The sequence below is a fragment of the Bradyrhizobium ferriligni genome, assembly GCF_056837965.1.
This window is the reverse complement of record NZ_JBXEJO010000011.1, coordinates 1-15,529: the sequence shown is the minus strand read 5'-3', so window position 1 is coordinate 15,529 and position 15,529 is coordinate 1. Positions and strand designations below refer to the sequence as shown.

Annotated in this window: 12 protein-coding genes; 5 read left to right on the top strand and 7 right to left on the bottom strand. The window is 65.4% G+C overall.

What is annotated here, in order from left to right; translation table 11 throughout:
* Window positions 1–126 precede the first annotated feature (126 nt).
* Window positions 127–1,761: a thiamine pyrophosphate-requiring protein gene (locus AC1VNY_RS08515; protein WP_482404826.1), complete on the top strand. Its 1,635-nt coding sequence runs from the start codon at window positions 127–129 to the stop codon at window positions 1,759–1,761.
* An 83-nt stretch (window positions 1,762–1,844) separates the two neighbouring features.
* Complete coding sequence (locus tag AC1VNY_RS08510) at window positions 1,845–3,059, top strand: NAD(P)/FAD-dependent oxidoreductase (RefSeq protein WP_482404825.1); 1,215 nt, start codon at window positions 1,845–1,847, stop codon at window positions 3,057–3,059.
* A 57-nt stretch (window positions 3,060–3,116) separates the two neighbouring features.
* Here AC1VNY_RS08510 and AC1VNY_RS08505 read toward each other — a convergent pair whose 3' ends face one another.
* From AC1VNY_RS08505 to AC1VNY_RS08475, 7 genes are all read right to left on the bottom strand, one after another.
* Window positions 3,117–4,361, bottom strand: a complete 1,245-nt coding sequence (locus tag AC1VNY_RS08505) for an ABC transporter substrate-binding protein (RefSeq protein WP_016841804.1) — start codon at window positions 4,359–4,361, stop codon at window positions 3,117–3,119.
* Window positions 4,362–4,402: 41 nt separating this feature from the next.
* On the bottom strand, window positions 4,403–5,881 hold the full coding sequence (locus tag AC1VNY_RS08500; protein ID WP_028331621.1) for an ATP-binding cassette domain-containing protein: 1,479 nt from the start codon (window positions 5,879–5,881) through the stop codon (window positions 4,403–4,405).
* Window positions 5,882–6,808, bottom strand: coding sequence for a branched-chain amino acid ABC transporter permease (locus AC1VNY_RS08495; protein ID WP_028345331.1), 927 nt, complete (start codon window positions 6,806–6,808; stop codon window positions 5,882–5,884).
* Window position 6,809: 1 nt separating this feature from the next.
* Window positions 6,810–7,685, bottom strand: coding sequence for a branched-chain amino acid ABC transporter permease (locus AC1VNY_RS08490; RefSeq protein ID WP_482404824.1), 876 nt, complete (start codon window positions 7,683–7,685; stop codon window positions 6,810–6,812).
* 94 nt (window positions 7,686–7,779) lie between these two features.
* Window positions 7,780–9,000, bottom strand: coding sequence for an ABC transporter substrate-binding protein (locus AC1VNY_RS08485; RefSeq protein WP_482404823.1), 1,221 nt, complete (start codon window positions 8,998–9,000; stop codon window positions 7,780–7,782).
* A gap of 507 nt (window positions 9,001–9,507) precedes the next feature.
* On the bottom strand, window positions 9,508–11,100 hold the full coding sequence (locus AC1VNY_RS08480) for an MDR family MFS transporter (protein WP_482404822.1): 1,593 nt from the start codon (window positions 11,098–11,100) through the stop codon (window positions 9,508–9,510).
* A 177-nt stretch (window positions 11,101–11,277) separates the two neighbouring features.
* Window positions 11,278–11,802: a YcgN family cysteine cluster protein gene (locus AC1VNY_RS08475; protein ID WP_482404821.1), complete on the bottom strand. Its 525-nt coding sequence runs from the start codon at window positions 11,800–11,802 to the stop codon at window positions 11,278–11,280.
* Between the two features lie 288 nt (window positions 11,803–12,090).
* Between AC1VNY_RS08475 and AC1VNY_RS08470 the strand changes: the two genes are divergently transcribed.
* The 3 genes from AC1VNY_RS08470 to AC1VNY_RS08460 all read left to right on the top strand — a co-directional run.
* Entirely contained in the window at window positions 12,091–14,364 is a 2,274-nt protein-coding gene (locus AC1VNY_RS08470) for a transglycosylase domain-containing protein (protein ID WP_482404820.1), read from the top strand.
* 1 nt (window position 14,365) lies between these two features.
* A complete protein-coding gene (locus AC1VNY_RS08465; protein WP_482404819.1) occupies window positions 14,366–14,944 on the top strand; it encodes a DUF1214 domain-containing protein in 579 nt (192 codons plus the stop codon).
* The coding region (locus tag AC1VNY_RS08460) for a DUF1254 domain-containing protein (protein ID WP_482404818.1) at window positions 14,941–15,529 on the top strand (589 nt) is incomplete at its 3' end. The genes AC1VNY_RS08465 and AC1VNY_RS08460, both read left to right, overlap by 4 nt.

Genomic DNA, 15,529 nt, shown 5'->3' with positions numbered 1-15,529 from the left:
CGCATATCAGGACTACCTGATCCGGCCCCGGCCGCGCTTTACCGGTGCCGCGGAATCCTGTTCCTTTATCGGACAGGCGACAACGAGGCCGGAACGAACCGGCCGCATGCAATGGGAGTGACCGTCATGAAGCTCGGCACCGCGATCGCGGAAATCATGAAGCGCGAGGGCATCGAGATCCTCACGGGCTACCCGGTCAACCATTTGATCGAATACGCCGCCAATGCCGACATCCGCCCGGTGATGGTGCGCCAGGAGCGCATCGGCGTGCACATGGCGGACGCGATCTCCCGCGTCACCTCGGGCGACAAGATCGGCGCCTTCTGCATGCAGCACGGCCCCGGCGCGGAGAACGCGATGGGCGGCGTCGCGCAGTGCTACGGCGAATCCGTGCCCGTCCTGGTGCTGCCGATGGGCTATGCGCGCCGGCTCGCGAATATCGACCCGAACTTCAATTCCAGCCAGGCGATGAAGGCGTTTTCAAAATCGTCGGAGCCGATCAACATCGCGGCGGAGGTCTGTAACATTTTCCGCCGCGCCTTTACCAAACTGAAGAACGGCCGCGGCGGGCCGGTCATCGTCGAAATCCCAGCCGACATGTGGAACGAGGAGGTGCCGGAGCCCCTGAACTACACGCCGGTGCTGCGCACCCGCTATGGCGCCGACCCCGTGCATGTGAAAGAGGCAGCGGCGCTGCTCGTGAATGCAAAACGTCCGGTGATCTATGCCGGCCAGGGCGTGCACTATGCAAAGGCCTGGCCGCAGCTGAAGCGCCTCGCCGAACGGCTCGCGATACCGGTCACCACCAGCCTCGGCGGCAAGTCGTCCTTCCCCGAGACGCATCCGCTCTCGCTCGGCTCCGGCGGCCTTGCGGTGCCGCGCGCGGTGCCGAAGTTTCTTTCCGAAGCCGACGTGATCCTCGGCATCGGCTGCTCCTTCACCGAGACGTCGTTCGGCATCGCGATGCCGAAGGGCAAGACCATCATCCATTCGACGCTCGATCCGAACCACATCAACAAGGATGTCGAGGCCAAGGTCGGCCTGGTCGGCGACGCCGGCCTGGTGCTCGACGCGCTGCTGGAGGAGATCGGCAAGACCGTGACCACGGACCGCAACGCCAGCGCGGTCGCCGAGGAGATCACCGCCTCCCACAAGGAGTGGCTCGCCAAGTGGATGCCGAAGCTGACGCACAACGACGCGCCGCTCAATCCCTATCGCGTGCTGTGGGACCTGCAGCACACCGTCGACATCCACAACACCATCATCACCCACGACGCCGGCAGCCCGCGCGACCAGCTCTCGCCGTTCTGGAAGTCGGTCGAACCGCTGTCCTATATCGGCTGGGGCAAGACCACGCAGCTCGGCTACGGCCTCGGCCTTGCGATGGGCGCCAAACTGGCAAAGCCGGACAAGCTCTGCATCAATGTCTGGGGCGACGCCGCGATCGGCTTTACCGGGATGGACTTCGAGACCGCGGTGCGCGAGCGGATTCCGATCATGTCGATCCTGCTCAACAATTTCTCGATGGCGATCGAATTGAAGGTGATGCCGATTTCGACCGAGAAATACCGCTCGACCGACATCTCCGGCGACTACGCCGCGATGGCCCGCGCGTTCGGCGGCTACGGCGAACGGGTGACCAAGCCCGAGGACATCATCCCCGCGATCAAGCGCGGCATCCAGAAGACCAAGGAAGGTGTGCCGGTGCTGCTGGAATTCATCACCAGCAAGGAGACCGAGGTGTCGCGGCCGGGGACGTGAGGGCACCTCACACGCCTTTCTGCCACTTGATTTGACATCGCCGGCGCAGGCAAGCTCCCTCCGGTGCAACTTCGGAGGGAGAGATGGCGCGCATCCTGGTGCTGGGGGCCGGCTTTGCCGGACTGTGGGCCGCGCTCGGTGCAGCCCGCAAGCGCGACGAGATCGGCGCACGAGCAGCGGATACCGAAATCCTCGTCGTCGATCGCAACGCCTATCACAACATCCGGGTGCGCAATTACGAGGTCGATCTCGGCGACGTCGCGTTGCCGCTCAAGGACCTGCTCGATCCGGTCGGCGTCAGCCACAGGGTGGCCGAGGTCGCGGCGATCGATCCGGCGACGCGCGCAGCCACGGTCAAGACCAGCGCGGGCACGGAGGTTCTGAGCTACGATCGGCTGGTGCTGACCACCGGCAGCGAGCTGGTCCGCCCCGCCATCTCAGGCTTGGCCGCCCACAGCTTCGATGTCGACACCTATGAAGCGGCGATGCGTCTCGACGCGCATCTGGCGGCGCTCGGCAAAGAGCCGCCGTCAGAGGCACGCGCGACGGTCGCGGTCGTCGGCGCAGGGTTCACCGGGATCGAGGTCGCGGCCGAGATGCCGGCCAAGCTGGCGCACGCCGGCATCACCGGCGATCAACGGGTCATCCTGATCGATCCCAATCCCGTGGTCGGCGCGACCTTCGGCGTGCATGGCCGCCCGGTCATCAACGAGGCGCTGGCCACGCTCGGCGTCGAGATGCGGCTGAATGTCCGGGTCAGCGCCATCGGCGCCGACAGCATCACGCTCAACTCGGGCGAGATCATTCCGACCAAAACCGTGGTGTGGTGCGCGGGCATGCGCGCCAGCCCCCTCGCCACCTCGCTGCCGGCCAGGCGCGACTCGCTCGGCCGCATCAAAGTCGACCACACCATGCGCGTCGAAGGCCTGCCGGATGTCTTCGCCGCCGGCGACGTCGCCGCCTGCCTGATCGACGGCGAGCACCCGACCGTGATGTCCTGCCAGTTCGCGCGGCCGATGGGCCGCTTCGCCGGCCACAATGTGGTCGCCGATCTGTTTGGTGAAAAGCTGCTGCCGCTCAATATCGACTGGTATGTGACAGTGCTCGATCTCGGCGCCTGGGGCGCGCTCTACACCACCGGCTGGGACCGCGAGGTGCACACCACAGGCGCTGCCGCCAAGCTCACCAAGCAGACCATCAACCAGCAGCGCATCTATCCGCCGCGCAACGGCGACCGCGCCGCGCTACTCGCGGCGGCCGCGCCGACGATCCAGACGGCGCCGCCGACGCGCAAATAACAAAAGGGGCGGCCACCGCATGACCGCCCCTGGTCGCCTTTAACACTCGCGCCGCGATTACTGCGACAGCTTCACAAAGTTCGGAAACTTCATCTGGCCCTCGGCGATCGCCTTCGGCCAGACCGTGATCTGCTTGCCGCCCTGCCACTGGAACACGAGGCCGGTCACGGCGCCCGGACCGGACTTGATGCCGTGGGTGAACTCGTCGTTCTTGCCGTAGAACTGGATCTTGCCGATCGTGCCCTCGAAGTCGGTCTTCTCGAGCTCCGTCACCATCTTGTCCGGATCGGTCGAGCCGGCGCGCTGGATTGCCTCGGCGATGATGTAGACCTCGTCATAGGCGGTGTAGCCGGTATACGCCGGCGGCGTGCCGAACTTGGCCTTGAACGCCGCCGCGAACGGCTTGGTCTTCGGCGTGACGGCAACATCAGGCGTCGCCACCGCGAGCGAGGGCACGCCCTCGGCCGCGCCGTTGGTGTCGCCCCAGAAGGTCGGGCTCAGCGCCTGCGCGCTGATGCCGAACATCGGGATCGGCACCTGCTGGTTCTTCCACTGCACGGTCGGCTGCACGCCGACATGGGAGATGCCGGTGACGATCACGTCGGGCTTGGCGGCTTCCATCTTGTTGAAGATCGGCGTGAAGTCGGTGGTGTCGGGCGAGAAGCGGATGTGCTCGACCACCTTCAGGCCCGCTTTCGGCAAGCAGGCCTCGTAGCCGACGTCGAGCGGCTTGGTCCAGGCCGCGTCCTCGCTCATGATCGCGACCGACTTGAACTTGAGCTGGTCGACCAGCAGCTCCTTGGCCGCGTCGCAGACCAGCTGCGCCTGCGCGGCCGAGGTCAGGTAGCCGTGGAAGGTGTACTTGTTCTTCTCATAGTCGTTGTGAACCGCCTTGGTGATCTCGTTGGAGGCGGCGCCGGGCGTGATCAGCGGCATCTTCAGCCGCGAGGCCCACGGCTCGAGCGCCAGCACGACCTCGCTGATATAGCTCGCGATCACGGCGGAGACCTTGTCCTCGCTCACCGCGCGCTGGAAGGCGCGCACCGAGTCCGCCGACGAGCTCTTGTTGTCGTAGGTGACGATCTCGATCTTGCGGCCCATCACGCCGCCCTTGGCGTTGATCTCGTCGGCTGCGATCTGCGCGCCGCCCGGCGTCGCCGCACCCGCGATCGACTGCACTTCGGCAATGATGCCGATCTTGATCGGGTCCTTGGACTGCGCATAGGCCGGCGCCGCGAGGCAGAGCGCGAGCGCCGAGGCCAACAGGCTCACGCGGGTCGCGGTGGAATATGCTGTCATCATGATCTCCCTTGTTTTGCTTTCTTCTTTTCAAACTGCGAACGTCAGAGAAAGTCCTTGCCGGCCTCCGCGGCGAACCGGCCCGGATCGCCCTCCCAGACGATCCGCGCGTGCTCCAGAACATAGACGCGGTCGGCATGCGGGAGCGCAAACGTCACGTTCTGCTCGCCCAGCAGCACCGTGATCTTGGTGGTCTGGCGCAGCTTCTCCAGCGCCTTCGACAGCAGCTCGAGGATAACAGGCGCAAGCCCCAGCGTCGGCTCGTCCAGGATCAGGATCTGCGGCTGCATCATCAGCGCGCGGCCGATCGCCAGCATCTGCTGCTCGCCGCCGGACAGCGTCTGCGCCATCTGGCCCTGACGCTCCTTCAGGATCGGGAACAGCTCGAACAACCAGGCGAGCTGCTTGGCCCTCGCCGCGTCGTCGAGATGCTGGCCGCCGAGATCGAGATTTTCCCGCACCGTCATCTCGCCGAATAGCTCGCGCGATTCCGGACATTGCACGAGGCCTGAGCGGGCGATCTTCGCAGGCCCCGTGCCGCGCAGTGGCTGTCCGCCGCGCAGGATCTCGCCGGTATAGGGCAGGAAGCCCGAGATGGTGTTGAACAGCGTGGTCTTGCCGGCGCCGTTGAGGCCGACGACGGAGACGAACTCACCCTCATGGACGTGGATCGAGACGTTCTCCAGCGCCTGCGCCTTGCCGTAATGCACGCTGACATTCTCGACCTGCAGCAGCGGCACCTTGTCCTTGAACGAGGTCTCGGGCCGCGCGTGGGTCTCGATCGCGCCGCCGAGATAGACCCGCCGCACGGTCTCGTTCTTCATCACGTCCTCGGCGCGGCCGGTCGTGATCTCCTCGCCGAGATACATCGCAAGCACGCGGTCGACCAGCGCCGCGACGCTCTTGACGTTGTGATCGACCAGCATCACCGCGCGGCCCTCGTCGCGGAAGCTGCGGATCAATGCGGAGAAGGTGCCGACCTCGGCGCTGGTGAGACCAGCGAAGGGCTCGTCGACCAGCACAACCTTGGGATCGCGCGCGATCGCCTTGGCCAATTCCAGCCGGCGCAGGTCGGCGAACGGCAGCGTCGGCGGGCGGCGGTCCATCACCGCCCCCAGTCCGACGCGCTCGGCGATCCACTTGGCGCGCTCGGTCAGCGCCTTGTCGGGAAACAGCATGAACAGGCTGTCGGGCAACAGCGCGACCATGATGTTCTCCAGCACGGTCTGCCGGTTCAGCGGCCGCGAGTGCTGGAACACCATGCCGAAGCCCTTGCGCGCGATCTTGTGCGCAGGCAGCCCGGCGACGTTCTCACCTTCGAACAGCACCTCGCCCGCGGTCGGACGCTCGATGCCCATCACGCTCTTCATCGCGGTCGACTTGCCCGAGCCGTTCGGTCCGATCAGGCCGAGGATCTCGCCGGGATGCAGGTCGAACGAGAGGTTCTTCACGGCGGTCAAGCCGCCGAATCGCTTGGTCAATCCACGGACGGTGAGCGTTGCTGTGGTCACAGTCTGATCCATTTAAGAGCGCGCCTCGCGTGACAGGGCCGCTCCGAGGAAACCGCCGGGGAAGAACAGGACGACGAGCAGCGCCACCGCCGAGACGATGAAGGTCGCTAGCTCGCCGGTCGGGCGCAAGAATTCGCCGGCGACGATCAGGAAGATCGCGCCCAGCGCGGCGCCCAGCACCGTACGCCGGCCGCCGAGCACGGCGGAGACGATCACGTTCACGCCGACCGCAACGTCGACCACGGTGCCGACCGAGGCGGTGCCGAAATAGAACACCAGCAGCGCGCCCGACAGTCCCGAGAAGAAGGCGCTGACGATGAAGGCCGCGAGCTTGTGCTTGACGATGTTGAAGCCGAGCGCACCGGCCTGCACCGGGTCCTGCCCGCTCGCCTGCAGCACGAGACCGACAGGCGATTGCGACAGGCCGTACAGGATAGCCGCGCTCACGGTCATGAAGCCGAGCGCGATCCAGTAATTGGCGCCGGCATTGATGGTGATGACGTCGGGGATGGTGAGCCCGATCTCGCCGCCGGTGAGATCGGCGAACACCACGACGAAGTTCTGCAGCATCAAGACCGCCACCAGCGTGGTCAGGCCGAAATAAGGTCCCCTCACCCGCAGCGCCGGCAGCGCCAGCACGAAGCCCGCGACGACCGACGCCAATGCGCCGAGCAGGATGCAGACATAGACCGACCAGCCGAACTGGTTGTTGAGGATCCCGGCGGTGTAGGCGCCGGTGCCGATCAGGAAGGTCGGCCCGAAATTCACCTCGCCGGCGAAGCCGAACAGGAGGTCCCAGGCCATCGCGAACACGCCGAAATAGAACGCGACGGTCAGCAGCCCGAGGATGTAGCCCGAGACGTAGAACGGCAGCGTCGCCGCGACCACCACGCAGACCAGCGAAATGAAGAACAGGCGCGAAGAAAAGAAGCTGGCCATCTCAGCGCCTCCCGAGCAGGCCTTGAGGCCGGATATACATCACGAACACCAGAAGCAGCAGCGCCGGAATGGTGCGATAGGCTGGCGAGATCATGTAGGCCGTGATGGTCTCGAGATAGCCGACGACGAAGGCCGCGATCAGCGAGCCTGATACGCTGCCGAGGCCGCCGAGCACGACGATCGAGAACGCACTCGCGGTCAGCGGCCCGACGCTGTAGGAGCTGACGCCGAGGAACATGCCGAGCAGCACGCCGGCGATGCCGGCGAGAATGCCGTAGATGCCCCACACCACGATGTAGATCTGGGTGAGCTCGAGCCCGAGCAGCGTGACGCCGCGCGGGTTCATCGAGGCCGCCAGCACCGCCTTGCCGGTCCTGGTGCGGTTCACCAGGAGCCACAGCAGGCCGATCACGAGGCAGCAGACCAGCGCGGTGAAGATATTGTTGCGCGGCGTGCGGTTGCCGAAGATATCGACGACGCCCTCGACGATCGGCAGCACCGTCTTGGCGTTGTTGGTGAAGAAATAGGCGATCAGCTCCTGGATCATGATGCCCCACAGCAGGGTGCCGGTGAGGACGAAGATTTCCTTCTCCTCGTTGGGGATCCGCCTCGAATTCTGAATCGGCTTGACGACCGCGAAATAGGTCGCGAACGACACGATCAGCGCGACGCCGACACCGAACAGCGCGCCGGTGTAGATGTCGAGGTGCAGCACGCTGGCCGCGGCCCAGGCCGCAACCGCTGCGGCCACCATGATGGCACCGTGGGAGAGATTGAGAACGCCGGAGACACCGAAGATCAGGGTGAAGCCGGTCGCGCCGAGTGCATAGAGCGCACTGATGGCAAAGCCATCGATCAGGATTTGTAGGACAAGCATCTCAGATTGGCCGCGGCAGCAGGGCTGCCTGTTGTGGAGGACGCGGAACCGAAGACCGATGCTCCCGGGAGGGGCCCGGGAGCATGATCATCAACTAATTCGTGGTAACCTTGACGAAGCTCGGGAACTTGAGGTCGCTCTTGGCGACCTCCTTCGGCCAGACCGCGACCTGCTTGCCGCCCTGCCACTGCAGCATCAGTCCGGTGATCAGGCCCTTGCCGTACTTGATCGAATGGGTGAACGGATCGTCCTTGCCGTAGAACTGGACGCGTCCGATGGTGCCTTCCCAGTCGGTCTTCTCCAGCGCATCGACCATCTTGTCGGCCTCGACCGAGCCGGCGCGCTTCACCGCATCCGCGATGTAGTAGACCTCGTCATAGGCGGTGTACCCCGCGTAGGACGGATAGTTGCCGTAGCGCTTCTTGAAGCCCTCCGCGAACGGCACCGACTTCGGCGTCACCGCGACGTTCGGGCCCGACACGCCCTGATACAGCACGCCTTCCGCCGCGTCATTGGTGTCTTTGCCGAAGGTCTCATTGGTCGCCTGCGAGGAAATGCCGAACATCGGGATCGGCACCTGCTGGTTCTTCCACTGCACCGTCGGCTGCACGCCGACATGCGAGATGCCGGTGATGATCACGTCGGGCTTGGAGCCTTCGACCTTGTTGAAGATCGGCGTGAAGTCTGTGGTGTCGGGCGAGAAACGGATATGGTCGACGACCTTGAGCCCGATCTTCTGCAGGCACTCCTCGTAGCCGACGTCGAGCGGCTTGGTCCACGCCGCATCCTCGCTCATGATGACCGCGGTCTTCATGTGCTTCTGATCGACCAGGAGCTCCTTGGCGGCGTCGCAGACCGACAGCGCCAGCGCGGCCGAGGTCAGGTAGCCGTGGAAGGTGTACTTGTTCTTCTCGTAATCGGCGTGGACGCTCTTGCTGATCTCGTTGGAGGCGGCGCCGGGCGTGACGAACGGCGTCTTCAGGCGCGAAGCCCAGGGCTCGAGCGCCAGCACCACTTCGCTGATGTAGCTCGAGATGACGACGTTGACCTTGTCCTCGTTGACGGCGCGCTGGAACGCACGCACCGAATCCGCCGAGGACGAGTGGTTGTCGTAGCTGACGATCTCGATCTTGCGGCCGTCGATGCCGCCCTTGGCGTTGATCTCGTCGGCGGCCAGTTGCGCCGCCTGCGGGATCGATGCACCGGCAATCGCCTGCGCTTCGGCAATCACGCCGATCTTGAGGGTGTCGGCAGCCAGCGCTCCGCTGGGCGCAGCCAACAGGCCCAACACGGCCGCTCCTGCAAGTTTCTGCATCGCATGCACGGGGAGTCGCGATGTTCTTGTCACCCTGTTTCTCTCCTCTTTTTCTTCGGCTGCTTCGAGCTCTTGGGGCGCGACTATAGCCGCGACAAAATGCGCAGCAAGTGAAACTGCGCGCAGATCGTCATGCATGGACGGCGACTAAAGTAGTGGGTCGGCGCGGTGCGGCTGAATAAATTTGAGGCAGAGGGGGGAATAAAAGGTCGTGGGGCGCCGATCTCTCAGATCGTCATTCCCCGCTGCGCAAATTACGTAGGGCGAGCGAAGCGGAGAAAGCGGAACAAAAAGCAAAGGCTCGGGCAATTCATGTCGCGAGAACGCGAATTGTTGCCCACTGGCCGTGCGACAAGCTCCGTGTCGTCCCTGCGAAAGCAGGGACACATAACCACGGATGCTGATTGTTACGCGATGTTGGAACGACGAGTCCCATTCACAACATCCGCCGCGGCGTATCGGTCCCGGCTTTCGCCGGGACGACAGCGGTGTATGAGGCGACCGCCCCTACTCCGCCATCTCCGCCGGCGGGTGGGCGGCGGGACCGGCGAGCGGGCGCTCTTCCATCGTGATCATGCAGATCGAGGCGGTGGTCAGCAGCACGGCGGCGGCGCCGAACACGTAGCGGAACGCATGGATCATGTCGGCCATCGGGATCGCGCTGACGGTGCTGGCCGCGGCATGATGCTCGCCGGCGAGCGAGATGTCGGTCCCGAGCGTCATCAGCAGGATGGTGGTGAAGGCGGCGACCGTGAAGGAGGCCATCATCGCGCGGAAGAAGTTCATCGCACCGGTGACGGTGCCGACCTGCGGCCGCGCCACCGCGTTCTGCAGCGACACCACGCTGATCGGGAAAGTGGTGCCGAGGCCGAGCGCGAACACGCTCATCAACAGCAACAATCCCCACAGCGGCAGCGTCGTCACCGCCATGCCGACGGCACAGATCGCGGCCACCGAGGTGCCGACGATCGCGACACGCTTGTAGTGCTTGGCCTTCGCCATCGTCCGGCCGGCGATCGCCGCACCGAAGGTCGAGATCGCCGCGAGCGGGATCAGCGCGAGGCCGGCCTCGCTGGCGGTGAGGTGATAGACCACCTCATAATAGAGCGGCAGGTGGACGGTGAGGCCGACCATGGCGCCGAGCGCACAGCCGCCCGCCCCCATCGCGAACGGCACCACCGAGCCGCCGAGCAGCGACAGCGGCAGGAACGGCTCGTCGGCGCGGCGCGCGTGCCAGACGAAGGCGCCGGCAAGCGCGATCGAGGCGCCGATCATCGCCGTAATCGTCGGCGACAGCCAGGACAGCTTGGTGCCGCCCCAGGTCAGCACCAGCATCAGCACGACGGCCGAGGCCATCAGCAGCACGCCGCCGAGCCAGTCGACCTTGCGCTTGCGGTGGAACACCGGGATCTTGCTCATCTTCGGCAGCAGCAGCGCCAGCGCCGCCGCCGCGAGCGGCAGGTTGATCCAGAAAATCATCGACCAGTGCAGGTGCTCGGCGAACACGCCGCCGACCACCGGGCCGAGGATGCCTCCGGCCATCCAGACGCTGGAGAAATAGGCCTGATAGCGGCCGCGCTCGCGCGGGCTCACCACGTCGGAGATCACGGTCTGGACCACCGGCATGATGCCGCCGCCGCCGAGCCCCTGCAAGCCGCGGGCAACGATCAGCATGGTCATGCTGGGCGCGATCGCGCACAGCACCGACCCGACCACGAACAGGCTGAGCGAGGTGATGATCATGACGCGGCGGCCATAGATGTCGCTCAGCGTGCCGAACACCGGCGCCACCGCGGTGGAGGCGAGCAGATAGGCCGTGATCACCCAGGACAGATTGGTGACGTCGTGAAACTGGCGCCCGATCGTCGGCAGCGCGGTCGCGACGATGGTCTGGTCGAGCGCGGCCAGGAACATCGTCAGCATCAGGCTGATAACGATGGTGCGGACTTCGTCCGGATTGAGCGGTGCCGGCGGCGCCAGTGGTGGCGCGTCGCTGAGTTCGATCACCTCGCTCGGGAGATGAGACAGCTCTTCGGCAATGTCTTCAGGCAATGTGGATTGTTCGGCAGGAAAACGGCTCTGCCGTTCATACTTGTTCATTTGGGGCGTAATGCTGCTGCGCGGGCGCGTCCCGCGATGGAATCATTCTCTGGTTCGCAATTTATGCAGCAATTGAATGCTGAGGCAGGCACCCCAGCGCATGGGTGCATCCCGCCGCGATGTTCTCGCGGTGACGTGATCGCAGAGCCGCAGAGAACGACGCCAACAGCGTCATCGTCACGCCTTGGAAACCTTCGGCCGCTTCTTCAATTGTGCCCGTTTCGGCAGCAGAGCGGGCCATCGCACGATATGATCCTCGAGATCGGCGTCGTTGACGTCGAGCTCGGTGCCTTCCACCCGCCCGCGCACCGAGACTCCGGCTTCATGGACGGTGTTGGGATCGCCCGAGATCAGGGGATGCCACCAATAGAGGTCCCGCCCCTCGGCCACCAGCCGGTAGCCGCAGCTCGGCGGCAGCCAGTTCAGCGTCCGGACATTTTCGGGCGTCAGGCGAACGCAATCCGGAACCTGGTCGGAACGGTTCGGATAGTCCTTGCAGGTGCAGAGGCCGGAATCGAGCAGCTTGCAGGAGATATGGGTGAAATAGATCTTGCCGGTGTCCTCGTCCTCGAGCTTCTCCAGGCAGCAGCGTGCGCAGCCGTCACACAGGCTCTCCCATTCGGCGTTGGACATTTCTTCCAACGTCTTGGTTTTCCAGAAGAATCCCTCCTGGTCCGACGGGCGCTTGGGCGGTGCAGTCATGATATCCCTGAAATGACGGTGCAACTCTTCTTGGGATGCCGGCGCTCCCTCCGCAAGGGGGTGGTATTGCGGGGTCGAAAAAGCCGGTGGGCAGCGTTAGGGCTTTCATTAAATTCACAAGCCGCGCCATTGGTTTATGGCAGCCGCTCGGATAGAACAACGAACGAGTCCCCAACGACGCAAAAGCGCCTTGGGATTGCCGCAACATCGAAGCAAGACGCTGGCCCGTGCCCGTTTTGGGCACCCGTAGCGCTGTCGAACTGATCAAGGGTCCGGTCCTTTCAGATCATGCCGTCGCATTGGAAACAGAAGGTCCGGAACTTCTTCCTGGACCTCGATGCGCGTATCGACTCGACGCTGTTCTCGTCGGGCAAGGGCCTGCGCGAGCTCTACGAGCGCTATTCCACCTTCATGGACCGCTTCTATGTCGGCCGCTGGAAGCGCTGGGTGTTCATCGAGCCACTGTCGGAGGCCGCAACCCTCGGGCTCGGCGGCATGATCCTGATGCTGACGCTCGCGATCCCGGCTTTCCGCGAGACCGCCGACGAGGATTGGCTGAAGAAGTCCGACCTCGCGGTGACCTTCCTCGACCGTTACGGCAACCCGATCGGCAGCCGCGGCATCAAGCATAATGACTCGATCCCGCTGGAAGATTTTCCGGACAATCTGATCAAGGCGACGCTCGCGACCGAAGACCGCCGTTTCTACGACCATTTCGGCATCGACGTGCCGGGCCTCGCCCGCGCGCTCGTCACCAACGCGCAGGCCGGCGGCGTCCGCCAGGGCGGTTCGTCGATCACCCAGCAGCTCGCCAAGAACCTGTTCCTGAACAACGAGCGCACCATCGAGCGCAAGGTGAAGGAAGCCTTCCTCGCGATCTGGCTGGAGACGCGGCTCACCAAGAACGAGATCCTGAAGCTCTATCTCGACCGCGCCTATATGGGCGGCGGCACCTTCGGCGTCGACGGCGCGGCGCACTTCTACTTCAACAAGTCGGTGCGCGACGTGAACCTCGCGGAGGCCGCGATGCTCGCCGGCCTGTTCAAGGCGCCGACCAAATACGCCCCCCACATCAACCTGCCCGCGGCGCGCGCCCGCGCCAATGTCGTGCTCGACAACCTCGTCGATGCCGGCTTCATGACCGAGGGCCAGGTGTTCGGCGCCCGCCGCAATCCCGCGGTCGCGGTCGACCGGCGCGACGAGAACTCGCCGAACTACTATCTCGACTACGCCTTCGACGAGATGCGCAAGCTGGTCGACACCTTCCCGAAATCCTACACCGAGCGCGTCTTCGTGGTCCGCACCGCGATCGACATGAACGTGCAGAAGGCGGCCGAGGAAGCGATCGAGAACCAGCTGCGGCAGTTCGGGCGCGACTATCACGCCACGCAGGCCGCGACCGTGGTGTCCGATCTCGACGGCGGCATCCGCGCCATGGTCGGCGGCCGCGACTATGGTGCGAGCCAATTCAACCGCGCCACCGACGCCTATCGCCAGCCGGGCTCGTCGTTCAAACCCTATGTCTACACCACGGCGCTGCTGAACGGCTTCACGCCGAACTCGAAGATCGTCGACGGCCCGGTCTGCATCGGCAACTGGTGCCCGCAGAACTATGGCCATTCCTATTCGGGTCAGGTCACGCTGACGCAGGCGATCACCCGCTCGATCAACGTGGTGCCGGTCAAGCTCTCGATCATGATGGGCGGCAAGGAAGGGCCGAAGGCGGGCCGCGCCAAGATCGTCGAGGTCGCGCGCCGCTTCGGCCTCAAGGCGCCGCTGCCCGATACGCCGTCGCTGCCGATCGGCTCCGACGAAGTCACGGTGCTGGAGCACGCGGTCGCCTATGCGACCTTCCCGAACCGCGGCAAGGCGGTGACGCCGCATTCGGTGCTCGAGGTGCGCACCGGCGCCGGCGACCTGGTGTGGCGCTGGGACCGCGACGGCCCGAAACCGCGCCAGGCGATTCCGCCGAACATCGCCGCCGACATGGCCGGCATGATGAGCCACGTGGTCAGCGAAGGCACCGCGCGCCGCGCCGCGCTCGACGGCATTCCGACCGCGGGCAAGACCGGCACCACCAACGCCTATCGCGACGCCTGGTTCGTCGGCTACACCGGCAACTTCACCTGCGCGGTCTGGTACGGCAATGACGACTATTCGCCGACCAACCGCATGACCGGCGGTTCGCTGCCGGCGCAGACCTGGCACGACATCATGGTCGCCGCGCATCAGGGCGTGGAGGTCAAGGAGCTCGTCGGCGTCGGCATGGGCCAGAAGCTGCCGCCGCAGCCGGCGCAAGCCAATGCCCAGGCCAGCGCGGCGCCGCGCGTATTGGAAACCAAGCCGGGCCCGCCGCCGGTTTTGACCAAGCGCGGCGCGGATATCCTGGTGCGGGTCGAGAAGCTGCTCGACGACGCGGCCAAGACCGCCGGCAAGACCACGCTGAACGAACCTTCGAAGACCGGCAAGGCCGAGTCCTCGAGCGCGCTGGCGTTCCCCGAAAACTACGTTGCCGCGGCCGGGCCGGACGGCGCGACACCGGCCGTGCCACGCAAGAACTGACGTGCGGCTCCTCCTCACAACCTTGCTGGCACTCGTCATCGCCACGGCCGTTGGCCTCGGCCTGACCTATGCGACGGCGACCCGCGGCACCGATCTCGGCACGCTGAAGATCGGCGCCTGGACCGCGCGTCCGAAGAGCGGCACCTCCGATGTCGACCCCTACTCGCGCGCCACCATCGCGCGCAGCGGCGAGCTGCCGATCGGCACCGGCGACGGCATCGCGTTCTCGGCGACCACAGACGACAAGAACAAGCCGCTCGACGGCCGCTGCGACATCGTGGTCAGCGGCGTGACGCCGGCGGCGCGGTTCTGGACGCTGACGCTGTTCGACCGCAAGGGCCATCTGGTCGCCAATACGCTGCAGCGCTACGGCTTCACCAGCCAGGAGATCATGCGCGCCTCCGACGGCACGTTCGAGATCCACGTCGCCTCGCGCTCGCGCGCCGGCAACTGGCTGCCGACCGGCGGCATCGAGCGCTACGCGCTGATGCTGCGGCTCTACGACACGCCGGTTGGGGTCGCGACCCGCACGCAGCGCGACGCGCCGATGCCCTCGATCGCAACGACGGGCTGCCCATGATCCGCATGCTGCTCACCATCCTCGCAGGCGTGCTGCTCGGCGGCGTGGTGCATCTCGTCAGCGTGCTGGCGCTGCCGCGCATCGCCTCGCAGGACGCCTATTCGCGGCTGACGCCGATGACCAAGCTCAACGAGGTGACGCAGCTGCCGCTGGCCGACCCGAGCCATTCGCCGATGCCGCTGATGGATCCGGCCTTCGCGGTGGCGATCTGCCGCTACGATCTCTCGACCGGGCCGCTCAAGCTCACCGTGCCGGTCAGCCAGGCCTATACGTCGGTGTCGTTCTATACCCGCAACGAGGTCGCCTATTACGCGATTAACGACCGCTCCGCCGGCAAGAAGGTGATCGAGCTCGACCTGATGACGGAAGCGCAGCACAACGAGCTGCCGGAGGACGAGGAAATCACCGCTGCCGACCGGCTGATCATCGACTCGCCGACGTCAACCGGCCTGATCCTGCTGAAGGCGCTGGCGCCGGAGCCCGGCCTGATGCCGCAGGCGCAGGCCTCGCTCGCCGCCTCCTCGTGCAAGGTGCAGACCGAGCCTGTGGCAGCGAAGCAGGAGGCCCCGCCACCGCTCCCCGCTC